At 42.2% G+C, this 24,044-nt stretch carries 20 protein-coding genes and 1 tRNA gene; 9 read left to right on the top strand and 12 right to left on the bottom strand.

Annotated elements, in window-relative coordinates; translation table 11 throughout:
- Positions 1-28 precede the first annotated feature (28 nt).
- The 3 genes from secG to DBX24_RS00890 all read left to right on the top strand — a co-directional run bounded on the left by secG (position 29) and on the right by DBX24_RS00890 (position 3,185).
- The gene (gene secG, locus DBX24_RS00900; RefSeq protein ID WP_120488755.1) at positions 29-376 is read left to right on the top strand and encodes a preprotein translocase subunit SecG; all 348 of its coding nucleotides are present in this window, start codon (positions 29-31) and stop codon (positions 374-376) included.
- Positions 377-472: 96 nt separating this feature from the next.
- On the top strand, positions 473-1,417 hold the full coding sequence (trxB, locus tag DBX24_RS00895) for a thioredoxin-disulfide reductase (protein ID WP_160223678.1): 945 nt from the start codon (positions 473-475) through the stop codon (positions 1,415-1,417).
- Positions 1,418-1,577: 160 nt separating this feature from the next.
- Positions 1,578-3,185, top strand: a complete 1,608-nt coding sequence (locus tag DBX24_RS00890) for a glycoside hydrolase family 10-like protein (protein WP_160223677.1) — start codon at positions 1,578-1,580, stop codon at positions 3,183-3,185.
- A gap of 313 nt (positions 3,186-3,498) precedes the next feature.
- On the opposite strand, the gene gyrB is transcribed toward DBX24_RS00890, so the two are convergent.
- A complete protein-coding gene (gyrB, locus tag DBX24_RS00885; RefSeq protein ID WP_120488758.1) occupies positions 3,499-5,433 on the bottom strand; it encodes a DNA topoisomerase (ATP-hydrolyzing) subunit B in 1,935 nt (644 codons plus the stop codon).
- A 130-nt stretch (positions 5,434-5,563) separates the two neighbouring features.
- On the opposite strand from gyrB, the gene DBX24_RS00880 reads away from it, so the two are divergent.
- The gene (locus DBX24_RS00880; RefSeq protein WP_160223676.1) at positions 5,564-6,856 is read left to right on the top strand and encodes a glycosyltransferase family protein; all 1,293 of its coding nucleotides are present in this window, start codon (positions 5,564-5,566) and stop codon (positions 6,854-6,856) included.
- A gap of 1 nt (position 6,857) precedes the next feature.
- On the opposite strand, the gene DBX24_RS00875 is transcribed toward DBX24_RS00880, so the two are convergent.
- A complete protein-coding gene (locus DBX24_RS00875; RefSeq protein WP_160223675.1) occupies positions 6,858-9,530 on the bottom strand; it encodes a PD-(D/E)XK nuclease family protein in 2,673 nt (890 codons plus the stop codon).
- Between the two features lie 23 nt (positions 9,531-9,553).
- Entirely contained in the window at positions 9,554-10,189 is a 636-nt protein-coding gene (rsmG, locus tag DBX24_RS00870; protein ID WP_120488760.1) for a 16S rRNA (guanine(527)-N(7))-methyltransferase RsmG, read from the bottom strand.
- A gap of 377 nt (positions 10,190-10,566) precedes the next feature.
- On the opposite strand from rsmG, the gene DBX24_RS00865 reads away from it, so the two are divergent.
- Positions 10,567-11,217 carry a metal-dependent transcriptional regulator gene (locus DBX24_RS00865; RefSeq protein ID WP_160223674.1) on the top strand — a complete coding sequence of 217 codons (651 nt, stop codon included), beginning with the start codon at positions 10,567-10,569 and terminating at the stop codon, positions 11,215-11,217.
- An 18-nt stretch (positions 11,218-11,235) separates the two neighbouring features.
- Positions 11,236-11,892, top strand: coding sequence for a protein-L-isoaspartate(D-aspartate) O-methyltransferase (locus DBX24_RS00860; RefSeq protein ID WP_160223673.1), 657 nt, complete (start codon positions 11,236-11,238; stop codon positions 11,890-11,892).
- Positions 11,893-11,904: 12 nt separating this feature from the next.
- On the opposite strand, the gene murI is transcribed toward DBX24_RS00860, so the two are convergent.
- Positions 11,905-12,735, bottom strand: a complete 831-nt coding sequence (murI, locus tag DBX24_RS00855; RefSeq protein ID WP_160223672.1) for a glutamate racemase — start codon at positions 12,733-12,735, stop codon at positions 11,905-11,907.
- A gap of 136 nt (positions 12,736-12,871) precedes the next feature.
- Between murI and DBX24_RS00850 the strand changes: the two genes are divergently transcribed.
- On the top strand, positions 12,872-13,834 hold the full coding sequence (locus tag DBX24_RS00850; protein ID WP_160223671.1) for an NAD-dependent epimerase/dehydratase family protein: 963 nt from the start codon (positions 12,872-12,874) through the stop codon (positions 13,832-13,834).
- A gap of 219 nt (positions 13,835-14,053) precedes the next feature.
- Here the strand turns inward: DBX24_RS00850 and rho are convergent, their stop codons facing one another.
- On the bottom strand, positions 14,054-15,838 hold the full coding sequence (gene rho / locus DBX24_RS00845; RefSeq protein WP_160223670.1) for a transcription termination factor Rho: 1,785 nt from the start codon (positions 15,836-15,838) through the stop codon (positions 14,054-14,056).
- 130 nt (positions 15,839-15,968) lie between these two features.
- On the opposite strand from rho, the gene DBX24_RS00840 reads away from it, so the two are divergent.
- Positions 15,969-16,358 (top strand): DUF4293 domain-containing protein, encoded by a 390-nt coding sequence (locus tag DBX24_RS00840; RefSeq protein ID WP_160223669.1) that lies wholly within the window; start codon positions 15,969-15,971, stop codon positions 16,356-16,358.
- Between the two features lie 133 nt (positions 16,359-16,491).
- Here the strand turns inward: DBX24_RS00840 and DBX24_RS00835 are convergent, their stop codons facing one another.
- The 7 genes from DBX24_RS00835 to DBX24_RS00805 all read right to left on the bottom strand — a co-directional run bounded on the left by DBX24_RS00835 (position 16,492) and on the right by DBX24_RS00805 (position 22,621).
- Complete coding sequence (locus DBX24_RS00835) at positions 16,492-17,445, bottom strand: ROK family protein (RefSeq protein WP_160223668.1); 954 nt, start codon at positions 17,443-17,445, stop codon at positions 16,492-16,494.
- Between the two features lie 31 nt (positions 17,446-17,476).
- Positions 17,477-18,757, bottom strand: coding sequence for an MFS transporter (locus DBX24_RS00830; protein ID WP_160223667.1), 1,281 nt, complete (start codon positions 18,755-18,757; stop codon positions 17,477-17,479).
- A gap of 477 nt (positions 18,758-19,234) precedes the next feature.
- Positions 19,235-19,441: a hypothetical protein gene (locus DBX24_RS00825; RefSeq protein ID WP_160223666.1), complete on the bottom strand. Its 207-nt coding sequence runs from the start codon at positions 19,439-19,441 to the stop codon at positions 19,235-19,237.
- A 3-nt stretch (positions 19,442-19,444) separates the two neighbouring features.
- Positions 19,445-20,092 (bottom strand): DUF3575 domain-containing protein, encoded by a 648-nt coding sequence (locus DBX24_RS00820; protein ID WP_160223665.1) that lies wholly within the window; start codon positions 20,090-20,092, stop codon positions 19,445-19,447.
- 71 nt (positions 20,093-20,163) lie between these two features.
- A tRNA-Phe gene (locus tag DBX24_RS00815) sits at positions 20,164-20,236 on the bottom strand.
- 133 nt (positions 20,237-20,369) lie between these two features.
- The gene (locus DBX24_RS00810) at positions 20,370-20,975 is read right to left on the bottom strand and encodes a Crp/Fnr family transcriptional regulator (RefSeq protein WP_120488771.1); all 606 of its coding nucleotides are present in this window, start codon (positions 20,973-20,975) and stop codon (positions 20,370-20,372) included.
- A 77-nt stretch (positions 20,976-21,052) separates the two neighbouring features.
- Positions 21,053-22,621, bottom strand: a complete 1,569-nt coding sequence (locus tag DBX24_RS00805; RefSeq protein WP_160223664.1) for a Na+/H+ antiporter — start codon at positions 22,619-22,621, stop codon at positions 21,053-21,055.
- 129 nt (positions 22,622-22,750) lie between these two features.
- Between DBX24_RS00805 and DBX24_RS00800 the strand changes: the two genes are divergently transcribed.
- On the top strand, positions 22,751-23,671 hold the full coding sequence (locus DBX24_RS00800; protein ID WP_120488773.1) for a LysR substrate-binding domain-containing protein: 921 nt from the start codon (positions 22,751-22,753) through the stop codon (positions 23,669-23,671).
- Positions 23,672-24,044 lie beyond the last annotated feature (373 nt).

Below are 24,044 nucleotides of genomic sequence, written 5' to 3'. Positions count from 1 at the left end.
ACATTTGCCCACTAAATTTAGAAAACTAATGAGTACAATATTTACATTGCTAATGGTGTTAATCGTCATAGCAGCCGTTTTATTAATCATTATCATTTTAGCTCAAAACCCTAAGGGAGGAGGGCTTTCTGGTACTTTTGGAGGTGCTTCCTCCGCTCAGTTTGGGGTACAGAGAACCAATGACTTTATGGAGAAAGCTACTTGGACTTTGGGCATCACCATCGTAGTGCTGATTATCCTCAGTGTAGTACTCACAGCGAATCCTACGCCTTCTACATCGGTAGCTCCAGCGCAAAGGGAAGCGAGCACTCCCGCTAAGAAAGATACTTCTGCTCCTGCTACCACTCCTGCACAGGATTCAGACGCTACAAAATAAGAAAACAGATACAAATTAATCACTGTGGAGATACTCTATGGTGATTTTATTTTTAATCACAGGCTGAGACTTTAAGCCAAATAAATTTTAGATATTATGGAAAAGAATATTTTAGATTGCGTTATTATCGGCTCTGGCCCTTCGGGTTATACAGCAGCTATCTATGCTGCAAGGGCAGATTTAAAGCCAGAATTATACACAGGATTACAAGCAGGCGGGCAGCTGACCACCACTACTGAAGTAGATAACTTCCCTGGTTATCCAGAAGGGGTTACAGGTACCCAGCTGATGATGGATTTGCAGAAACAAGCCGAACGATTTGATACAAAAGTACATTTTGAGACCATTACTAAGGCAGAATTTGCCACTCAAAAGGGTGGAGTTCATACGCTTTGGGCAGGTGATAAGGAGATTTTGGCCCGTACCGTTATCATTTCCACTGGAGCTTCTGCCAAGTATTTGGGACTCGATGATGAGCAGAAATATGCGGGTGGGGGAGTCTCTGCTTGTGCTACTTGCGACGGATTTTTCTACAAAGGGAGAGAGGTCATCGTAGTAGGAGGGGGGGATACCGCTGCCGAAGAAGCTACTTATCTTGCTAAGCTCTGCTCAAAGGTTACTCTGCTCGTGAGAAAGGGTGAGTTTAGGGCTTCAAAAGCAATGGTACACCGAGTGATGAATACCGAAAATATAGAAGTGAAATTCCACCACGAGCTCATCGGGATTGAGGGGGAAAACAACTTGGTAGAGCGTGCGGTAGTTATTAATAATCAAACGAAGGATACTGCCAAAATAGAGGTTCACGGTATTTTTATCGCCATTGGTCATAAGCCGAATACGGATATTTTCAAAGGTCAGATAAATTTGGATGAGAACGGCTATATCCTCACAGAAAAAGGTAGTTCGCATACCAACATACCTGGCGTATTTGCCGCTGGTGATGTAAAAGATCCTGTCTACAGGCAGGCGATAACCGCAGCGGGCAGTGGCTGTATGGCAGCAATAGATGCCGAGCGGTATTTAGCAGAATTGGAAGGATAGACTAAACTCTACTTTTAAAAAGAAAAGGATTATTTTATTAAAAACAGTGGTGAGTGCTAATGCTCATTGCTGTTTTTCGTTATTTAATACACTTGATTTCAATTTAGAGTTTTAGATTTCATCATTAACCCCTATTTTTGAGGCTTTAAATCAAGAACAGATGAAATTAAAGTATTTTCCTCTACTTATTCTGCTTGCATTCGTCATTAATGCCTGTGGTAGCCAAAAAAGGAAAACCGTAAAAAGATCCGTAAAGACAACAAAAACCGTAGCAAAAACGAAGAAAACACCTACAAAATCTGAGCAACAGCCACATCAGAAGCCTCAGCCCCCAGTGAAAAAGGAAGATGCCTTGCGCGTACAGCTCCCAGAGGTAAAAAGGGAGTTCCGAGCAGCGTGGGTGGCATCGGTAGCGAATATCAACTGGCCGTCTAAGAAAAATCTTAGTGTGCAGGAGCAAAAAAATGAGGCTCTTTTTATATTGGAACTCCTCAAAAATCATCATTTTAATGCGGTGATTTTCCAGGTAAGACCTTCAGCAGATGCCCTCTACAAAAGTGATTTGGAGCCTTGGTCCTACTTTCTGACAGGGGAGGTGGGCAGAGCTCCAGAACCTTATTACGACCCATTGGAATTCTGGATAGAGGAAGCTCATAAGCTCGGAATGGAGCTTCATATCTGGCTAAATCCGTATCGAGCACATCACTCCAATGGTGGGAAAGTCAGCCCAAAATCTATGATCAATACAACCGATGCGAATGTGGTTCGCCTAAAGAATGGGATGTATTGGTTTGACCCTTCCGACCCTAAAACCCAGAACCATACCTCTGCGGTGGTGCGAGACCTCGTCCGAAGGTATGATATAGATGCGGTGCATTTTGATGATTATTTCTATCCTTATTCCTCCTATAATAATGGTGCGGACTTCCCCGATCAGCGAACTTGGAATGAGTACATAGCCAAAGGTGGTCAGCTCTCAAAAGCCGATTGGAGACGGGAGAATGTAAATAAGTTTGTGGAGCGAATCTATAAGGAAATCAAGGCAGAAAAACCCTATGTGAAGTTTGGTATCAGCCCTTTCGGAATTTGGAAACCTGGCTATCCAGCGTCGGCAAAAGGGCTTTCTCAATACGATGAACTCTATGCCGATGCAAAGCTCTGGCTTAATAAAGGCTGGGTAGATTACTTCTCTCCGCAGCTCTACTGGGCGATAGACTCCAAAGGGCAGAGTTTTAGGGAGCTCCTCCTCTGGTGGAAAGCAGAAAACACCCATAAGAGACACCTCTGGCCAGGTCTCAATACCGTTGAAATTAAGGCTTCGCATCGCCCTACTGAGATTGCCAATCAGATACGCCTCACCAGAGAAATTCTGGGCGATGATGCAGGGGCACTGCATTGGAGCGTTGCAGGGCTCATTAAAAAGTATGATATGCTCTCCACACTTGCCAAAGATTCCTACAAAGAGGAGGCTCTCGCTCCAAAATCCCCTTGGATAAAGTCCGAAAAAGCACCTCGACCAGAGCTTAATTATACTCTAAACCCACAAAGCGTAACGATAAACTGGAAGACTTCTCAACCTGCAAAAGTCTTTAAGTGGGTGCTCTACCTTAAATATGGCGACAGCTGGGAAACGATGATTTTAAACCCATCTGAGACTTCAAAAGCAGTAGAACGGGTGAAAAATTCTAAACTCCTGAGTGTAATTGCTCTGCAATCCGTTGATCGCCTCTCCAATGAAAGCGATTATACAGCGCTAAAAGTACAATAACCCTATTTGAATAGACTTTAAAATCAAATATAAATACACTTCCAAAAGTGCAAAATTTTACCTTTGTAAGTTGTTGATTTCCAAAACTCACAGAGAAGATAAAAAAAGGCAGTCAGTTTTTCTAAAAACTGACTGCGTTTTTTCAGAAACTGACTGCGTTTTTTCAGAAACTGACTGCGTTTTTTCAGAAACTGACTGCGTTTTTAAAAAATGCGACTTTTAATTAGCTGCTGGCAACTGGCTTTTAGCTAATAGCTATGGGGATAAGTTAAGTACTCCCCACGCTAGTGGGTAATAGCCTGCTGTGCTACGGCTAAGCATCTATTCGGGCGTATTTAGCATTTTGTTCTATAAACTCTCGTCTTGGAGGTACTTCATCGCCCATTAGCATAGAGAAGATGCGATCGGCTTCGCCAGCATTTTCTATGGTTACCTGTTTCAGGATTCTGTTTTCAGGGTTTAGGGTAGTTTCCCAAAGCTGCTCGGGATCCATCTCACCGAGACCTTTGTATCGCTGTACTTCTACGCCTCTGCCGTCTGCTGAGAGCTCGAGGGTTCTCTCTTTTCTCTCTTGGTCATTCCACGCATAGACTTTTTTATTTCCTCTTTTGAGGAGGTAGAGCGGTGGAGAGGCGATATAGACATAGCCGTTCTCTATCAGCTCCTTCATATATCGGAAGAAGAAGGTGAGGATAAGGGTAGAGATGTGCGAGCCATCTACATCGGCATCGGTCATAATCACGATTTTGTGATATCTGAGTTTTGATAGATTGAGGGCTTTGCTGTCTTCCTCCGTTCCTACACTTACACCGAGAGCGGTATAGATATTTTTAATCTCATCGTTATCATACACTTTGTGGAGCATAGATTTTTCTACATTGAGAATTTTACCTTTGAGGGGGAGGATTGCTTGGAAGTGTCTGTCTCGTCCTTGTTTTGCAGAGCCCCCTGCGGAGTCTCCCTCCACGAGGAATATTTCGGATTCTGCCGGGTCTTTTGATGAGCAGTCAGCGAGTTTTCCAGGTAAGCCACTGCCTCCCATTGGAGATTTGCGCTGTACCATTTCCCTCGCTTTCTTGGCTGCCTGTCTTGCCTTAGCGGCGAGTACTACTTTCTGAACGATGAGTTTAGCTTCGTTAGGGTTTTCTTCAAGGAAGTTGGTCAGCATCTCGCCTACGATTTTATCTACGGCTCCAGACACTTCGGAGTTTCCGAGTTTGGTTTTGGTTTGACCTTCAAACTGAGGCTCCATTACCTTTACGGAAATAATGGCAGTAAGCCCCTCGCGGAAGTCATCACCTGTAATTTCTACTTTCTCCTTTTGAGGGAGACCGAGCTCATCGGCATATTTCTTTAAAGTTCTGGTAAGTGCCCTTCTGAAACCTGCGAGGTGTGTCCCACCCTCGTGAGTATTGATGTTATTTACATAAGAGTGAAGGTTTTCGTTGAATGAAGTATTATACCTCATCGCTACCTCTACAGGGATGTTATCTCTTTCGCCTTCCATAAAGACTACATTCTGCATAATACCTTCCCTGTTGCCATCTATATATTCTACAAACTCTTTAAGCCCGCCTTCGGAGAAGAAAACCTCGGTTTTAAAGTTGCCTTGCTCATCTTTTTCTCTCTCATCGGTGAGGGTAATGGTAATCCCTTTATTAAGGAAAGAAAGCTCACGAAGTCTGTTCGCCAAAGTATCATAGTTATATACCAGCTCGCTGAAGATGGTATCATCTGGCTGGAAGAACTGCTCTGTACCTTTTTTATCACTGGTACCGATTTCTTCCACTTGGGTTACCGCTCTCCCTTTTTGGTATTTCTGCTGATAGACTTTGCCGTCTCTATATACAGTGGTAACCATATCGGTAGAGAGGGCATTCACACAGGAAACCCCCACTCCGTGTAGCCCCCCGGAGACTTTATAGGAGTCTTTATCAAACTTACCTCCTGCGCCTATTTTCGTCATTACAACTTCAAGGGCAGATTTCTGTTCTTTCTCGTGGAAATCCACAGGGATACCCCTACCGTTATCGGATACAGAGATGGCATTCCCCTGATGTATGGTTACTTTAATCGTATCACAATAGCCTGCTAATGCTTCATCTATGGAGTTATCTACCACTTCATAAACGAGGTGGTGCAATCCTCTTGTACCTACATCTCCAATGTACATAGACGGTCTTAGACGCACATGCTCTATTCCCTCAAGGGACTGAATACTACTGGCTGTATATTGTTTCTCGCTCATATTATAATTAATGTTAAATTAAAAATTAAAAGGCTTGTCTAAGCCCTGATTCATCTCCAAAAAGATTGACAAATATGGTGATTTTTTTTGGTATATGAAAGTATTAAAAACTAAATTTGTGGCTACTAAAATGAGTACTCCAACAAAGAAAATTCTGATTATAACTTACTATTGGCCTCCCGCTGGCGGACCAGGAGTTCAGAGATGGTTGAAGTTTGCAAAATATCTCCCCAATTTTGGTTATTCCCCGATTATTTATACTCCAGAGAATCCCAGCTATCCTCTTTTGGATGAAAGCCTCATAGATGATATTCCCAAAGGAATTAAAGTTGTGAAACGAAAGATTTGGGAGCCTTATCATATTGCTGAAAAGCTCAGTAAAAAGAATAAGAAATATAAAGGTGGACAGTTTGATATAGGTAAAAATCAAAGCTGGAAATCCAGGCTCTCTATCTGGATTCGTGGGAATTTCTTTATCCCAGATGCACGGGTATTTTGGGTGAAGCCTTCGGTTAAATACTTGAAAAAGTATATTCGTGAAGAGGGAATAGATACCGTAATTACTACAGGTCCTCCGCATTCTATGCACCTTATTGGTCTTAGACTGAAAGAAAATCAACCTCATCTGAAATGGATTGCTGACTTCCGAGACCCGTGGACGGAAATATCCTATTATAAACATCTGAAACTCTCCAGATATGCTGATAAAAAACACAAGCGATTAGAACTTGCAGTATTTAGAAAAGCGGATTTAACCCTCGCTACAAGCTATACCGATGCACAGCATTTTAGTGAAAAGGGAGCAAGAGCCATATGTATAACCAATGGTTTTGATGAAGAACAAACCACTGATTTACAAAAAGGAGAGAAGTTTTGCTTGAGTTATGTAGGTGTATTGGAACAGCTGAGAAATCCAGAAGTGCTCTGGGAGGCATTGGCAGAATTAGCAGCATCTAATGAGGATTTCAAACGAGATTTCCTGATGAAATTTGTAGGGAGAGTAGATGAAAAAATCTCAGCTCAAATAGAAAAGACGATATTAAAAGACAATGTCTTGTACTTGGGCTACCAAAGCCATAGCATAGCGGTAGGTGAGATGATGGGCTCAGATGTGCTACTCCTTACCAACTTCCCAGAGGAGGCTTCCAGAGGAATTATACCGGGAAAAATCTTCGAATACCTGTCTACGGGAAATAAAATTATATCCTTTGGGGTGAAAGATGCTGATGTCTCCACGATTTTGAAAGAGACTTCCACAGGAGAGCACTTTTTGTATGATGAAAAAGACAGGGTAAAAGATTATATCCTCTCATTATATCGCCTTTGGAAAGATGGGAACCTCCTCAGAAATACCAATACTATCAGCCAGTTTTCAAGGGAGAGGCTTACTCAAAAATTAGTAGAGACGATAGAAAGTTTATAGCTTACCACTTCTGTTTTTCAGTTTCTATGAAAGGAATTTCAGGATTTAAAATCTCATTTATCAGCGTTCGGATGGATATCATTGCCGTATCCAAATCCCCATCTTGAAAACTCAAAGGATGCACTCCCTTACCTACTTCCGCGAAGCTCCATATCCCTGCTTGGGCGGGTTGCCCAGAAAATTCCGATTGGCGGAGGTAGTAAAGATAAACACATAGCTGTATCGTTTGCTTGTATTTATCCTCCATCAGTAGGGTTTCTCTATTGTCTTTAAAGGTAATATTCAGGTTTTGGGGCTTCGCGGTTTTGTAATCGATGAGGCGAATGCTCCCATTAAGCCTGTCGAGCCTATCAATAAATCCAAAGAAACTAATGCTATCTCCCTCGTCATTAATAGGAAAAGTAATATTCTCTATCCGTGTCTCTATATCTATAATTTCTAATGAATTCCCCGCCTCTACAAGGGAGAGGTCATAATGAATAACTTTCTTTATCACCTTTTGAGCAAGGGATTTATGGATATAATTCATCCCTTTTTGATAATACTCTGGCTGGTGTTTCAGCTCTTGTGTAATCGTATGCTCCAAAGCCTCCTCAGTTTTTGCCAGCATTGCTTCCAAATCTTGTGTAGAGAGCAGCTTCCCGACAATGGGCTTGTACAGATATTCAAGGGATTTATGGATGATGTTTCCATAATTTCTTTGGGAGAGTTCCTCCTCAATCTCGGCAGTTTCTCTGGTTTTTAATACATAGTTAAGGTAAAACTGTACGGGGTCGTAGAGGTAAGAGGTGAGATGAGTCGGCGAAACCTTGCTCTTCCACGCTTCTAAAGTCTCTAATACCTTAGCCGTTTTCTCTATACGAATGGGCTTTTCGATAATGGGGGCCGACTGATTTTCTATAATCACCTCCTCTATTTCGTGAGGGCTTTCCAGCTCAATCTGAGTAATAAATCTACTTTTTTCTCCAGTATTAATTCCTGAGCTCAAACCGTTGTAGAGCAGGAATACCCGCTCCGAATCCTGCAAAAGCCGATAGAAATGATAAGCATAGATACTGTCATTTTCAAGAAAAGTATGCATACCGAATTTCTTTCTGATATCATACGGGATATAAGTATTCTGAGTATTTCCCAGTGGGAGTTTGCCTTCATTTACTGAGAGGAGAATGATGTTTTTAAAGTTCAGCAACCGTGTTTCAAGTAGCCCCATTATTTGCAGTCCGCCCAGAGGCTCGCCTTGGAAGTCCAGTGACTCATTAGCAATCACTTGATTGATGAGCACCTCTAATGATTCTGTCCGTATTTCAAAATGATAATCATCTATCAGGTTTCTGATGATTTTAAAGGATTTTTCAAAGTGAGAGATGTTTTCAAAGACGATATCATCCGTAATATTAAACTTCAGCTGGAAGCAGAAATCCGAGAGTTTATCGAGCAAATCCTTAGCATTCTCCGTCTTTTCAAAGAGGCTGAAATAGGACAATCCCGAGAGACTCTCCCTGAGTTTAGCTTCGGAGATATAGACCATATTCTTCTCTTTCAGTTCGCGGATGAAGCGGTCAGCCGTATCTTTATCGGCATCGGTGCTGGGCAAATTTTCCAAAACCGAGACTATATCATTATAATAGTAGCTTTTTGGGGTTTTAGCTAACTGTTTCTGAATGTAGAAAATCTGCCTTATCGCATTGCTAAACTCAAGGTTTTTTAATGGAAAACCCATCGTGATATTTATCCTCTCGATACTGCTAAGCGAGTCTAAGGTCGCAGGCAGTAGGTTCTCATCCAATAGTATGAGTGCGGTTTGGTCTTTATCTTCTATCTCATTGAATATAAGGGGCAGGGCTTTTGTCTGGCTGATGTTCCCTGGCGCTTCATAGACTTTGATTTTTTTCTGTTTGATGAAGTCATTTTCTACCCAGCGGAAGGGGCGATAGTCATTAAATTCTTTCCATTGCTTATGCCTGCGGAGGAAGGCTCCAGCCTCCTGTTTTTCATCATTCATATAGTAGTCATCGGCTTGGAAGAAGCAGAGGGCTTTGTCTTCTCTAAGCAGAGATTTCACCAAAAGCTCCTCTACGGGAGTAAAGGCATTAAAGCCGATAAACACAAATCTTTTGGCGGTTTTTTCTGCAAAACTGCTGATGTTTTGGGTTGCCAATTGGTGAATCATCCCAGAGGTGGCGAGGTTTTCTTTCAGTAGTGCCTGCTTCAGTTTGGGGAGGAATTGGTTCATTTTCTTCCAAAAGTTCAGGTTTTTCCTCCGTGCGGTATCATCGCCCAGGCTTTCTCCCCAGTTTTTTATCCGCTCTTCATCCAGCATATACTCCAAAACTTTAGTGTCGTTTGGGGCGAATTTCATTATATCGTCCCAGTCTTTCAGCAGTGTAGGAAACCATTTGATAAAGGCGTCAAACGGCTCTTCCTCTATCTTTTTTCGGTAGATTTCATAGGCGAAAAGCCAAAGTGGGAGGTTGGGAATAAGCGTTTTGCCCGAGATTTCCTCAATCATCTCCTCTATCGTTTGGAAGTCTGGCAGTATCCCCTCATATCCTTGTTCGGTGAGTATCTTTTTGATGAATATTGCGGGTCTTTTGCCTGGGAGGATAAAGCTGTGGTTAGACAGCTCTTGGCTCGTGCTGAGGACTTCGGAGATGAGTTTGTTTAGAAATTTCATTGGGTGAGAATTGATGATGAGGATTACGAATTAAAGTTTCCTTTGGAGAGATAGACTACCTTTTTGGTCTCAAAAAAATCTTCAGAAAAGTAGTTTTTCAGCGGGAAGATTTCGCATTTTAAGCCTGCGAGCTCCTCTGCCAGGTCGCCTCCTTTCAGGTAGAGAACCCCATTGTGCTTAGGGTTCAGCTGCTCTTTTTCAAACTTCCCTTTTAGCCATCTGAGAAATTCTGGCATTTGGGTTACGGCACGGCTTACGATGAAGTGGAATTTCTCTTTTAGCTTTTCAGCCCTCCCGTGCAGGGCGGTTAGGTTCTCGAGTCCGATGGCTTCCGCTACGCCTTCCACCACTTTGATTTTCTTGCCGATGGAATCGATGAGGGTGAACTGCACCTCTGGGAAGAGTATCGCGAGCGGAATGCCCGGGAAGCCCCCTCCTGTGCCTACATCCAGCACTTTGGTTCCCGCCGAGAATGCCATCACTTTGGCAATCCCCAGAGAGTGGAGAATGTGCCTTTCATAAAGGAATTCGGTGTCTTTTCGGGAGATAACATTGATTTTCTCATTCCAATCGAGGTAGAGCGCGCCGAGCTTCTCAAACTGCTCCTTTTGCCTTTCCGATATTTCAGGGAAGTATTTTAGAATTAAGTCCGTATTCATAAGCTGAAATTGCCACAAAAATAGAGATTTCAAGACAGCCTCCCAAACGGAAAACCTCCGCCCCTCCTCCTCCCCTCTCCGCCAGATTTTTAATGATTTTTCAGCCTTGTCTTTATCGTTGTTAATGAGTAGTTTATCTATTCATCTGCATCAACCTTAAAAAACATCCGCATCTTTTGTTCAATTCTTCCCAGTGTTTTGGTTAATTCTTCCCAGTGTTTTTGGTAAAACATCCGCATCTTTTCTATGGAAGTTTAGCGTCTTTTAATAAACGACTCATTATCTATCGTTTAAAGATTAATGATAAAGAGTGAATTTAGCCCTATTCTCCCTGATGTTAGAAGCCGCTACTCCACTCTTTTTTATATATTTGTCGAATGATAACACTGTCCGAAGAAAATTATTTAAAAGCGATATTCCACCTTGCCAATGAGAAAAATCAAGTGGGAATCAATGAAATCAGCAAGTTTCTGAACATAAAAATGCCGAGCGTTAATAATATGATGAAGAAATTTGCCGAGCGCAAATGGGTGATTTATGAGAGCTATAAACCGCTCATCATTACGGCTGTTGGGATGAAAGAAGCCGCATTGGTCGTGCGAAAGCATCGCCTCACCGAGATGTTTCTCGCCGAGAAAATGGGCTTCGGATGGGAGCAAGTGCACGAAATCGCAGAGCAAATCGAGCATATAGACTCCGATATTTTCTTTGATAAAATAGATGAGCTCCTCAACTACCCCAAGATAGACCCCCATGGCTCGCCCATACCCGATAAGGAAGGGAATACGATAACCCACCACTATCGCAAGCTCAGCGAATGCAAAGTGGGCGAGAAAGTAATCTTTAAAGCGCTGATGGATTCCTCAAAAGAATTCCTTAACTACCTCAACCAGAAAGGGATTTCTCTCGGTACCGAAATAGAAATCCTCCACAGAGAAGACTTTGATAAGAGCCTCACCGTAGCTTATCTCGATAGGAAGGAGGTGCTGAGCCCTATTGTAACCCATAAACTTTTGGTGGAATTGTAATCAACTTTTAACTAAAAAATGGAGGACAAACGAGATACTTATCTGCAAAAAGGCAAGCGCAGAATATTGGTAGAATACCTTAGGGACAGTGTGGGGATTACCGATGAAGCCGTGCTCCACGCAATCAATACCGTACCGAGACACCTCTTTATAGAGAGTATTTTTGAGGATTATGCGTATGAAGACCGCGCCTTCCCGATAGCTTCTGGGCAAACGATTTCGCACCCCTCTACCGTTGCTGAGCAAACCGAACTCCTCCAAATAGCACCAGGTGATAAAATCCTTGAAATCGGTACAGGCTGTGGCTATCAAACTGCCGTACTAATGACCCTGAAAGCCAAAGTATACACCATAGAGAGACAAAAAGAACTCTACGACTTTTCTAAAAAAATGTTTAAGAAGCTTCGGCTCTTCCCCCTCTTCCAAAGCTTTGGAGATGGGTTTGAGGGATTGCCTTCATTTGCCCCTTTCGATAAAATCATCGTAACCTGTGGGGCAGAAGTATTGCCCAAACCACTGCTGAGACAACTGAACATCGGTGGGAAGCTCGTAATCCCCATCGCGCAAGGTTCGGAGCATATCCTTTACCGATTTACGAAAATAGAAGAAGACCGTTTTGAGAGAGAGGAATTTGGGCTCTATAAATTCGTCCCAATGCTTAAAGATACCAACTAAAACAGTCTTTTCTTAGAGGACTTTTAACTCTAAGTCTATCGCTTTTCCAAAGAATTTTTTGGAGATTTTCTCAAAGTTTTTCGTGATATCTGAGAGGTAGAAATGATAGTTCGGATTCGGATTATTCGTATTGAGCAGATGATGCTTGTCCATTATCATTTTAAGCTGGCTCGCAACGATATTGGGAGAGTCTATTACCCGTACCCTGTTGCCATAGTATTGCTTTATTTCCTCTATGAGGAGCGGATAGTGCGTACAACCCAAAATAAGGGTTTCTATGTTCTTCAGCCTATGGTTGCTCAGGTAATTGTATATAATCGCGTGGGTGATGGGATGGTTTTTAAAGCCCTCTTCTATCGCAGGGACGAGGAGAGGAGTTGCCAGTTCATCTACTTTAATGAATTTATTGTGTTTTCTAATGGATTTCTTATAAAGCCCAGAACTTACCGTAGCTTTCGTAGCGATTACACCTATATTATTATGAATTTCATAAGCGACTTTCTCAGCTACGGGGTTGATGACATCAATGATGGGTACTGCTCCACTGACCAAATGCTGTACTTCCTTTAAAGCGTTTGCAGTGGCGGTATTGCAGGCTATTACGATTGCCTTGCAGCTGTTTTTCAATAAAAAATCAGTGATTTTGGTGGAGTATTCTATAATTGCCTCCTTAGATTTATCACCATAAGGCAAGTGTTTGGTATCTCCGAAATAGATGAGGTTTTCATTGGGCAAAAGCCTTTTTATCTCTTTTGCTACGGTAAGTCCGCCCACGCCAGAATCAAAGATTCCGATAGGTTGCTCAGGTTTGAGGTGGGAATAATCAGCTGTTTTCTTTTTCAATGGGAGAATGAATTTGCTCGCAAAAATAATTAAAATTGAAAAAATATGGATTTAAAACTAAGATTTCATCATTGGCTAAGCCAGAATTATTGCTTAGTGTGGATGAATTTCATTACATTTGGGCAAATTATACAATATGAAAAACTCAACGGAAAGAATACTTATTACAGGTGCTTTAGGGCAAATCGGTACAGAACTCACGGCAAAATTAGTAGAAATCCACGGGAAGGAAAATGTAATAGCATCGGGGCTGGATAGGTGGGATAAGACCCTTACCCAAGCGGGCTATTACGAGAGGATGGATGTAACCAATACGCAGCTCGTACGCCAAATTATACAAGAGTATGAAATCACCACAGTTTATCACCTTGCTTCTTTGCTTTCGGGGACATCGGAGAGGCAACCGCTCTTCGCGTGGCGACTTAATGTAGAGCCATTGCTCAACTTTTTAGAAATGGCTAAGGAAGGATTAATCCAAAAAATCTTTTGGCCGAGCTCAATCGCGGTGTTTGGAAAAGGGATTCCTAAGCATAGTGTAGGTCAGGAAGTGGTTCTAAACCCCACAACCGTCTATGGAATTTCTAAAATGGCAGGCGAAAAATGGTGCGAATATTACCACGAAAAATACGGCGTAGATATAAGGAGCATTCGCTACCCAGGCTTGATTTCTTGGAAAACCCCAGCAGGTGGAGGTACTACCGACTATGCCGTAGAAATATTCTACGAAGCCATAGAAGAGGGGAAATACAAGAGCTTCATCACAGAAAATACGGCAATGCCAATGCTCTATATGGACGATGCCATAGATGCTACCCTGCAACTGATGCAAGCCCCAAAAGAGAGTATTAGCGTGCGCTCTTCTTATAACCTCGGAGGGATGAGCTTTACCCCAAAAGAGCTCGCAGACGAAATAAAAAAACATATCCCAGACTTTGAAGTGAGCTATGAGCCCGACTTCCGACAGGCAATTGCAGACTCTTGGCCTGCTTCAATAGATGACTCTGTAGCCAAAGCAGATTGGGGACTTAACTATAAATTCGGTATCCGAGAAATGACCGAGGATATGATTAAAAACCTTAGAATAAAATTAAGGCAGTAAGCTGTAGGCAGCCACAGCGTGGCAAGCACTTTTTTTCATTTTCTTTGACCTAAGGTTGATTTTCCTTGACCCTGTGGATTAGGTGGTAGTTCACAGGCAGTAGGGGAGGGTGGGGAAAACTACTCCTTACAAAACATTATAAAAAAAGGGGGAGCTTTGTGATATCACAAAGCCCCCCTTTTTAAATACATATTATGAAATTTTTAGCTAAAAGCCACTTTATTTATTCATAGACATAAGGAATTCCTCGTTGTTTAGAGTGCCTTCTATGTGCTTTTGTACAAATTCTATTGCTTCTACGGGAGTCATATTAGCGAGGTGCTTTCGGAGAATCCACATTCTTTGCTGGGTGAGTTCATCGTGGAGGAGCTCATCTCTTCGGGTGCTCGAAGCTACTAAATCAATCGCTGGGTAGATGCGTTTGTTGGCAATTTTCCTGTCCAGCTGGAGCTCCATATTTCCGGTACCTTTAAACTCTTCGAAGATAACTTCGTCCATTTTAGAGCCAGTGTCTATGAGCGCAGTGGCAATAATGGTAAGCGAACCGCCACCCTCGATATTTCTCGCTGCACCGAAGAATCTTTTAGGTCTGTGCAGGGCATTGGCATCTACACCGCCGGAGAGTATTTTCCCAGAAGCGGGGGTTACGGTGTTGTAGGCACGAGCCAGTCGGGTGATGGAATCGAGCAGGATAACGACATCGTGCCCGCATTCTACCATTCTTTGCGCTTTGGCAAGAACGAGATTGGCCACTTTTACATGCTTTTCAGCAGATTCGTCGAAGGTAGAGGAGATGACTTCTGCATTTACGCTTCTCTCCATATCGGTAACTTCCTCTGGTCTCTCATCGATGAGGAGAACCATCATATACGCCTCTGGGTGGTTGGCAGAGATGGCATTGGCGATGTCTTTCAGGAGCATTGTTTTCCCTGTTTTCGGTTGGGCTACAATCATTGCTCTTTGCCCTTTGCCGATAGGTGCGAAGAGGTCTACAATCCTTGTGGAAATGGTAGAGTTCTTTGCTCCGAGGTTGAATTTCTCTTCTGGGAAGAGGGGGGTAAGGTACTCGAATGCTACTCTGTCTTTGATGAAAGCGAGGTCGCGCCCGTTTACTTCTGTAGGTTTTAGAAGTGAGAAGTATTTCTCTCCTTCTTTTGGCAGCCTTACAATGCCTTTTACCATATCCCCTGTTTTGAGTCCATAGTTTCGGATTTGAGCTGTGGATACATAAACATCGTCTGGTGAAGAGATGTAAGAGAAATCTGGTGAGCGGAGGAAGCCATAGTTGTCTGGGAGTATCTCCAAAACGCCCTCTATGGTGACCATACCATCAAAGTTGAATTCTTTTTTCTCTTCCTGTGGTTCTGTCTGAGGCTGCTCGTTTTGGTGATTGTTTTGCTGTTTTTTGTGCTGGTGGTTGCCGTTTTTATTGGGGTTTTTAGCTTTTGGTTCTTGTGGTGCAGGTGGAGTTTCTGTAGGGAGGGTTTCCGTTTCTGCTTTGCTTTCTTGTGGAGTTTCGGAAATGTTTTCTGCTGAGGTAGGGATTCTTTTTCTTTTGGTACGCTCTGGTTTTATTTCAGGTGTGCGTATATTTTCTTGTGATGTTGGGTTTACCTGCTGAGCTTCTACTGATTTCTCTTGTGTTTGCTCAGCTGTAGTTTTGGGTTTCCTGCCTCTTTTTTTGCTTGCTGGCTTTGGTGTTTCTTCGGCTGGAATTTCCACTTTTGGCTGAGCCTCTGTTTTTAGCTGAGTTTCAGATTTTGGTTTTCTACCTCTTTTTTTAGGTTTTTGTTCGGTAGTTTCTTCTGGTTTCTCAGTTTTTACTGGCGCTTCGTTGGCATTGTAAAATTCTTTTACAGCCTGTCTGTTTACTGCTTGGAAGTCTAAAATAGCAAAAACCTTATCATTTTCAGTACTGTTTTTTGCTACTTTAATGCCCAAAGCATTGATGATATTGGTCAATTCTTCATTAGACTTTGACCTTAGTAGTTCGATATTAAACATATAAATTGTTGATGTATTTTTATGTAATTAAAATTGAAGTCGGGCGACTTCATCTGAAATGTGAATTTTGAGAGGCAAATCTACACTTATTTTTGAAATATGCAAAATTTACATTATTTTTGCCCGCGTTATGATACAAAGAGTTCAAACTGTATTTATGCTTCTGTCCGTACTTTCTGCGGTGTCCTTATTCTTCACGGGGCAAGATGTAGAGGTTTTTAACCTTTCGGGTTTGATGAATATTATCTGTATCATTCTTGTATTAATAGGTTTGCTAAGTATTTTTAGTTATAAAAATAGAAAGAGACAGCTCTTACTGAATACTTTCAGTATCGCTATAAACGCTGTGTTGATAGCATTATTGGTGTACTGGCTACAAACTTTATCCGGAGGAATTTCTTTTCCTGAGAAGGGTATTGAGCCCGCATTTCCATCTATTGCTGTGATATGTTTGTTTCTTGCAAATATATACATCAGGAAAGATGAAAGGCTCGTAAAATCTGTAGACAGGCTTCGGTAATCTTACAACGATTTAATAATTTTTTGAGTGAGAAGTGGCTTTATTTAAGCCACTTTTTTCTTTTTAAAAGAAACTGCTTGGGGGATTTTCCAAGCAGTTTTAAATGAATTTTAATAAAATGATATTGTATAACCTACCAAACCAAAGCACTTGCTCCGAGTATGGCAGCATCGGCTTCTTTCAGGTCGCTATATAGGATTTTTACTTGGTTTTTGAATACTTCGAGCAGGTTGTCCTCCATTGCCTGGCGAGTAGGCTTCATCAGAAGATTGCCCGCTTTGGTAAGTCCGCCAAAGAGTACGATAGCTTCGGGAGCAGAGAAATGCACGAATGTAGCAAGTGCTTCACCGAGAATCTGTCCTGTGTATTCAAATATCTCGTTGGAGAGGCTGTCTCCCTGCTCGGCACAGTTGAAGACAGTCTCGCTTGTGAGCTCATTTATGGTATAATCTCTCAGCAGGCTTGGCCTATCGTGGTCGCGTTGCAGAAATTCTATCGCAGTATCTCTTAGCCCTGTTGCTGAAGCATAAGACTCCAATGAACCTCTGATTCCTGTATTCTTGTGCAGTCTGCCTCCGTGTCTTACCACTATATGCCCAAGCTCTCCAGCAAAGCCATTGTGCCCTACTACGATTTTTCCGTCTATAATTACCCCAGCGCCTACGCCTGTGCCAAGGGTAATGGTGATAAAATGTTTTAAGCCTTTTGCAACGCCATACATTTGCTCGCCTACAGCAGCAGCATTGGCATCATTGGTCATCTTTACGGGGAGGCCGAAGCGCTTCTCGATGAGTTCTGCCATTGGTATTACCCCTTTCCATTTGAGGTTGGCAGCATATTCTATCGTTCCTTTGTAGTAGTTGGCATTGGGTGCGCCCATTCCTATACCAATGAAGTTTTCTACTCCTCCATTTTGCTCAATCATTGGGAGGAGCTTTTCAGCAAGAACTTCTATAAAACCTTCGGCATTTTCTCTTTCGTTGGTTTTTATTCTGTCCTGCATCAGGATTTGCCCCTGTTTATTTACTATCCCGAATTTGGTATTTGTACCGCCTACATCTATACCTATTGCTAATGTATTGCTCATAATATTACTTTTTATTATTACTTTATCAGATTTAAACTTGGATATCTTTATTTACATTTTTACTTCCTATAAAGGCATAGAAAATCATATAAGCAAAGCCGAGTGCCACTACCCAGTAGCTTTCTACATATCCGAAAGCGTCGGCTACAAAACCTTGAACGGCAGGGAGTATGCCTCCACCACATACCATTACCATAAATATCCCTGAAGCCGCTGCGGTATATTTCCCAAGTCCTTCAGTTGCGAGGTTGAAAATTCCTCCCCACATCACTGAAGTACAGAGACCGCAAAGTACAAGAAGCATAATACTTACGGGTACTTTTGCTAATCCGAACGAGATGTCAGACTGAAATACGGGCATATCAATCATCTGCTCCTTAGGGAGAATGATGGCTAATGATACAAAGATTAACCCCAGAAATGCTACAAAAGAAAGCATCGCCTTGCTGGAAAATTTAGCGCCCAAAGCACCACCTATGAGCCTTCCTATAAGCATCAGAAACCAGTAAGTGCCTACTACTGAGCCTGCCACTGTAGTATTTATTTTCAGCTCTTCGGTCATATAGAGGTTACCGATGTTCGGAATCCCTACCTCCACGCCTACATATACAAAAATAGCTACTGCTCCCAAGATAAAATGTCTGAAAGAAAGTGGACTATGGGTATTGGTCTTTGCTGATTTTCCTTCGGAATGAGTATCGACTTTAGCGATATGCGGCTCAGGAATGTCCATTAATGAAAGAACTAAAAATGCCAGTACGAAAATCCCCATTGCGAGAAAAAGTGCAGGATTGGCATCGGAGATAGAGGCTTTGCTTACCTCACCCATTAGATAGCCTACGAGCACAGGGACTATAGTTGCCCCTACCGAATTGAGTGCTCCACCGAACTGTAGCAGCTGATTTCCCTTTCTGCCTTCTCCACCAAGGGTATTGAGCATAGGGTTTACCACCGTATTGAGCATACACATAGAGAACCCAGAGATGAAAGCCCCGAGCAGATATACAGGAAAGCTCCCCATATTCCCCGCAAGGAATGTAATGCCAACACCTAAGAAACCAACAAAAACTGCTGATAGAGCGGTCTTCTTATAACCTATTTTTTGTAGCATAAGCCCCGCAGGTATGCCCATAAAAGCATAAGCGATGAAATTGGCAAAGTTTCCCAACTGGGCAAGGAAGTTAGACGATTGGAACTGATTTTTTACAATAACCCCCATTGGGTTTTGAAGTCCCGTAACGAATGCAATCATAAAGAATAAAGCAAACATCATCGTGATGGGTAGCGTGTAGCTTTTCTGTGTATTTGTCATTTTATCTTTCTTTTTAGGCTAACAAATATAGACTTTTTTATGATTTTTTTTACTGGTTTTAATTTGAGGGAATAATGTTTATAGTTTGTTGATTTCCAATGGTTAATATTTATTAATAAGAGGGCTGATGAATATTTTCTCTTCCTATTTTTTTAATAGGAAAGAGGGGAGTAGGGAATTTTATGCTGATGAAATTCAAATTTTGTAGTGATGAAAATATAATTTCATAGTGATGAAATTTCTATTTCGTAGTGATGAAAAAAAATTATGACAGTACGAAATTAAAAATGAGTTAGCAGAAGAAAAAAATTATGATAGCTAAGCGTAAAAAACAGGATAAAAAAGGCTTGAGACTAGAATTGCAAGAGGTTCTTTTTTGTACAAAAGCAGGGGATTTTTGTAAGGGGAGGAGGTTTCAGCTAATAGCTGTTTTAGAGGGAGATGGGAAAAGTATTCTTTATAAAGTATGCTCAAATATTAGTCAAAATGATTATCGTGTTTGTCTTTATCCTTCGTTTTATAGAGAATGAAAATCCCAATACTTAGCCCTACAACTCCTGCTATGGCATTCATAAGTGCTATTTCTAAACTGTCAGTTCTTTCATTGCCCAGCTTATTCATCAGGAATATAATAATGAAAGTAGCTATGGAGAGTATGATATGTTGTTTGCCAAAAAGTTTCATTGCCTATTTTATTTTGTAGGAAATCATTACACCTCCTCGGTAGGGGATAAGTTCACCGCTTTTGTTCCAGTTTCGTTTTACATCAGAGTAGAATTCATCGGTTCTAATGCCCGTATCTTCATCATAACCTCTATACAGCGCTTGAGAAGAACCCACACTGAGGTATAGATCTACATTCCACCGCTCTTTCCAGTGGAATTGATAGCCCACCGTACCTCCCAAAATAAAGGTAAATCCTTTCTGATAATACTTCTTTGAATCAAAAATCTGAGTTTCATCAGCTGGATTTTTATAGTCAGGATTGTTCCAATATGTCCATTTCTGGATATTAAAAGCTGCAAAGGAGAAATTTGCTCCTATATAAAATTTAGAAAAAGCATTGTTAAAATAGTATCGCCCTTCTATTCCTGCCATATAAACTTGTGCGTGTTTGCCTGCGAAAGACTTCCAGGGGGAGATAAAGAAATCCCCTTGCAGGGTATATCTATCATTGAGCTGATGTTCTACTCCTGCATTGAAAATAAGTGCTGGAAGGAATAGAGCATTACCTTTTATATAGGTAGACTGTGTTTTTATAGATGGAAGTTCTCCATCTTGAGAAAAGCAAATAAGAGAGAGAAATAAAGAGAAGAGGGAGATGAGTCTTTTCATTTTCTGAAATTAATGGGCACAAATATATTGAATTATAAAAGAAAAACGCCCCGTATTTGGGGCGTTTTCAGTGGTTTCTCCAGGAATCGAACCAGGGACACACGGATTTTCAGTCCGTTGCTCTACCAACTGAGCTAAGAAACCATTGCTTTTAGCGGTGCAAATATAGGGGTTCCTGTTCTTTCCTACAAGCATTGCTTGATATTTCCCCTTAAAGTCTTTTGAATTTAATGATTATGAGTACTTTTTTCTAGTGGGTATAGTTTTACTCTTCTCCTCACTCCCTCGCCATTTTCCCTCGCATTTTGCTTAGAAATTCTGGCGTAATGCCGATAAATGAGGCTATTTGTACTTGTGGAAGTCTATTGAGCAAGTGCGGATAGGTTTCTGTGAAAGACAGATAGCAGTCTCGTGAGTCTCCGCTGAGCATTTGGAGGATTCTGGCTTGCAGGAGTTGCTGATTTTTTTCCGAGAGCCGTCTGAAGATAAGGTTAAATTTTGGGGCTTTTTCGTAGAGGGTGTTGAGTTTTTCAAGTGAAATCTGAAAAACAGCAGTGTCTTCTATAGCATCTATGGAAAGTTCAGAAGGGATTTGCTTCTGGAAGCTCTGTATATCGGTAATCCAACCGTCTTCTGTGGCAAACTGCAAGATGTGGGGCACTCCCTTTTCATCTATTTTATAAAGCCTGAGGCAGCCTGTCTCTACAAAGTTGAAATATTTCGCTACATCACCTTCTTGCAGCAGATATTGGCGTTTTCTATAAGTTTTGGGGCTGAAAAGCTCAGAAATAAGATTTTCCTCTTCTTCGCTAAGGGGAGCCTGACGGTTAAAATATTGGATAAGGCGCTGTATATCGGGTGGGGGTAAGTTCTTTTTCGGCATAATGGAGTAAGTAGGTTTTTAAGGATGAAAAAGAATTGCACGAGATAGCCCAAGCACTCGTGCAATTGAAATAAGGTTTAGTGGTGTTGCCACTTTTCTTCTTCCAGGTCTATTCTCTGGATATGTTTGCGAATGATTTCCTCGTCTATTTTTGGGTTTTTGTTGAGCTCAATCAGGATTTCTCGTTGCTCATCAAGCATAGAAAGGTACTTCTCTCGCTTGCTATCGCAGATTCTGAAATCATTTTTATCTGCGAGGATATTCCAGAACTCGGTTCGGTTTTTTGCTAAGGAAGTCCCCAGTTCGTCATCCGAATTATAATTAATATACCGATCTGATGATTGGGAGAGGGCATTACCGATTACTTTCAGAGCTTCTTCTTTTGGCAGATGGTCATCAAATTTAGGTAGTGGTATTTTCTTGATGAGGATAGGCAATGTAAGCCCTTGAATAATTAAAGTAAGAAGGATAACCACGAAAGTAATATAGAGAATCAGGTTTCTGTGTGGGAAGGGCTCGCCATTCCCTACGAGGGGGATAGACAGTGCTGCCGCAAGAGATACCACACCGCGCATACCTGCCCAACCGATGATGAGCGGAGCTATTTTGCCAGGTTTTTTCTCATCTGCTACGGTGATGAATCTTTTCATTATCTGAGTAATGACAACCGAGCCGTAGGAGGCGATAATCCGTACAATCATCAGCGTAGCGGTGATAATAAGGGCATATATTGTAGCATCGGAGAGATCCACGCCTTCTTCTATCATTCCCTCTAAAATCTGTGGCAAATCCATCCCAATCAGTGTAAATACAAGTCCGTTCAGCACAAAAACATAACTTTCCCAGACGGTAATTCCTCGCGTACGGGTAGAGGCATTAAATATATTGTATCTCACATTTGAGAGGAAGAGCCCACCCGCTACCGTAGCGAGTACCCCGGATGAATGCACCTCCTCAGCTGCGATATACATTAGATAAGGACTGATGAGAGTAATGATGATATCCATATTGCTATCAGTAGGGAGGATTTTATGCAGTTTGGAAATGACCCACGCAATCGCCAAACCGATGCCAAGCCCGCCTACAACCATCCAGACGAAACTCCCTGCAGCCTGATACCAGACAAACTGCCCGGTAGTTACCGTAAGCACAGCAAATCTGAACACAATAAGCGAGGAAGCATCATTCAAAAGGCTTTCTCCTTCGAGTATGGTGGCTACTCTTTTGGGAACTTTTACGAATTTGAGAATTGCTGCTGCACTCACCGCATCGGGAGGGGAGACGATGCCCCCAAGCAAAAAGCCTAACGCAAGCGGAAAGCCCGGAATAATCGAGTTCGCTACTACGGCTACTACCGCAGAAGTAATAAACACGAGGAGAAAGGCAAAGCTGGTAATAATTCTTCTCCATTTCCAGAGTTCTTTCCACGAGTTAGACCACGCTGCTTCGTAGAGCAACGGCGGGAGGAAGATAATAAAAATCAGTTGCGGATCTATCGTGATATTCGGTACATCTGGGATAAGGCTCAGGATAAGCCCGAGGATGACCAAGAGTATAGGATATGCTATTTTCAGCTTATTAGCAATCATAATCGCTCCCATTATCACGAGGAGCAGTCCTAAGAATAAAGCTACACTTTCTACCATTTTCTTACATCTTTTTATGGGGGTAAAAATACTGTTTTCGGTTTAAAAATGGGGCATTTCTACTGCTTCTGTATTTAATTTTATACTTTTGTGGCACTTGTTTTTAGCCCTTTTTAGTACAAGAATCCTATGTCTGATTATCGTTTAAAAGTCTTCCACACGGTGGCTACTCGTCTCAGTTTTACTAAGGCAGCGCAGGAGCTCAGCATTTCCCAGCCTGCCGTTACCAAGCACATCAAGGAGCTCGAGCAGCAGTTTAACACCAAACTTTTCGAGAGAAAAGGGCTCAACATTAGCCTTACCGAGAGCGGAGCGCTCCTCTACCGCTATGCCGAGAAAATCCGAAATATCTATCGCGACCTCGAGTTTGAAATGAGCCAAACCAATGCTCACCTCAAAGGCAAGCTAAAAATTGGTGCCAGCACCACCGTAGCCCAATACATCCTCCCCGAGATGCTCGCAAAATTCCACGCACGATACCCAGACATCCGCATAGAGCTCCTCACCGAGAATACCGAGAAAGTTTCCAGCTGGCTCGCCCATCATCAGATTGATTTAGGGCTGATAGAAGGCGCTTCCCGCCTGCCCTTATTTGATTATTACCCATTCAAAACCGATGAAATCGTGCTCATCTGCAAATCTTCCCATCCCCTTGCGGGGAGTACGATAGCCCTTGCCGACCTCTACAACCTCAGTTTTGTGATGAGGGAGGAGGGCTCGGGTACGCAAGAATTTATACAAAACACCCTCGAGGCGCATTCCGTGAGCCTCCAAAAGCTCAATATCTGTATGCGGCTCGGGAGCAGCGAGAGCATCAAAAACTACCTCCAGCACTCCTCCTCGCTCGCTTTTCTCTCTATCCACACCGTGCTCCAAGAGCTTAGGAGCAATAGCCTAAGCATCGTAGATATCCGAGATTTCAGTATCAAAAGGCAGTTTCACTGCATTCTCTCCAAAGGCGAGCAGTCCCCCCTCATTAAACTTTTCCTCAATTTCCAGCTCCCTTCTGGCGAGCACCTCTCCTCGCCTAAAAAGAGCACACGCCCATAGCAAGCCCCAAAAGTATAGGGGGAATCTATTCTGCAATGGGTTTTTATTATGCTAATTATGGAGTTTTCAATAAAACTGTGGGATTATTGCTAAAAAATCGTGGGAAAGAGCCAAGACTTGTTTCCTACTACTGTCCAATTTTTGGATTTTATCAATCCTTCAGTCTTGGCGTTTTCCAATTTTTGGAAAACGCCAAACCCGTTGTCTTGGGACTTTCCGAATTTCGGATTTTAATAATCCCGTTGTCTTGGGGCTTTCCAACTTTTGGACGGCGCCAATCCTGTTGGTTTGGGAAAAAAAATTACCGTACTACGGTTAAGTCCATTGGATAGAAGCCATCCGAAAGTTGGAGGGGGAGGTGTAGAGGGTTTGT

The organism is Bergeyella cardium (assembly GCF_009914665.1).
GTDB classification, from domain to species: domain Bacteria; phylum Bacteroidota; class Bacteroidia; order Flavobacteriales; family Weeksellaceae; genus Bergeyella_A; species Bergeyella_A cardium.
Note: the sequence above shows the minus strand (reverse complement) of the source record. Positions and strands in the feature narration are given on the sequence as shown.

What these genes read in the sequence shown, in the direction of transcription:
- secG (WP_120488755.1), top strand. Translation starts at nt 29, where the DNA reads ATGAGTACAATATTTACATTGCTAATGGTGTTAATCGTCATAGCAGCC.
- trxB (WP_160223678.1), top strand. Translation starts at nt 473, where the DNA reads ATGGAAAAGAATATTTTAGATTGCGTTATTATCGGCTCTGGCCCTTCG.
- DBX24_RS00890 (WP_160223677.1), top strand. Translation starts at nt 1,578, where the DNA reads ATGAAATTAAAGTATTTTCCTCTACTTATTCTGCTTGCATTCGTCATT.
- gyrB (WP_120488758.1), bottom strand. Translation starts at nt 5,433, where the DNA reads ATGAGCGAGAAACAATATACAGCCAGTAGTATTCAGTCCCTTGAGGGA.
- DBX24_RS00880 (WP_160223676.1), top strand. Translation starts at nt 5,564, where the DNA reads ATGAGTACTCCAACAAAGAAAATTCTGATTATAACTTACTATTGGCCT.
- DBX24_RS00875 (WP_160223675.1), bottom strand. Translation starts at nt 9,530, where the DNA reads ATGAAATTTCTAAACAAACTCATCTCCGAAGTCCTCAGCACGAGCCAA.
- rsmG (WP_120488760.1), bottom strand. Translation starts at nt 10,189, where the DNA reads ATGAATACGGACTTAATTCTAAAATACTTCCCTGAAATATCGGAAAGG.
- DBX24_RS00865 (WP_160223674.1), top strand. Translation starts at nt 10,567, where the DNA reads ATGATAACACTGTCCGAAGAAAATTATTTAAAAGCGATATTCCACCTT.
- DBX24_RS00860 (WP_160223673.1), top strand. Translation starts at nt 11,236, where the DNA reads ATGGAGGACAAACGAGATACTTATCTGCAAAAAGGCAAGCGCAGAATA.
- DBX24_RS00850 (WP_160223671.1), top strand. Translation starts at nt 12,872, where the DNA reads ATGAAAAACTCAACGGAAAGAATACTTATTACAGGTGCTTTAGGGCAA.
- rho (WP_160223670.1), bottom strand. Translation starts at nt 15,838, where the DNA reads ATGTTTAATATCGAACTACTAAGGTCAAAGTCTAATGAAGAATTGACC.
- DBX24_RS00840 (WP_160223669.1), top strand. Translation starts at nt 15,969, where the DNA reads ATGATACAAAGAGTTCAAACTGTATTTATGCTTCTGTCCGTACTTTCT.
- DBX24_RS00835 (WP_160223668.1), bottom strand. Translation starts at nt 17,445, where the DNA reads ATGAGCAATACATTAGCAATAGGTATAGATGTAGGCGGTACAAATACC.
- DBX24_RS00830 (WP_160223667.1), bottom strand. Translation starts at nt 18,757, where the DNA reads ATGACAAATACACAGAAAAGCTACACGCTACCCATCACGATGATGTTT.
- DBX24_RS00825 (WP_160223666.1), bottom strand. Translation starts at nt 19,441, where the DNA reads ATGAAACTTTTTGGCAAACAACATATCATACTCTCCATAGCTACTTTC.
- DBX24_RS00820 (WP_160223665.1), bottom strand. Translation starts at nt 20,092, where the DNA reads ATGAAAAGACTCATCTCCCTCTTCTCTTTATTTCTCTCTCTTATTTGC.
- DBX24_RS00810 (WP_120488771.1), bottom strand. Translation starts at nt 20,975, where the DNA reads ATGCCGAAAAAGAACTTACCCCCACCCGATATACAGCGCCTTATCCAA.
- DBX24_RS00805 (WP_160223664.1), bottom strand. Translation starts at nt 22,621, where the DNA reads ATGGTAGAAAGTGTAGCTTTATTCTTAGGACTGCTCCTCGTGATAATG.
- DBX24_RS00800 (WP_120488773.1), top strand. Translation starts at nt 22,751, where the DNA reads ATGTCTGATTATCGTTTAAAAGTCTTCCACACGGTGGCTACTCGTCTC.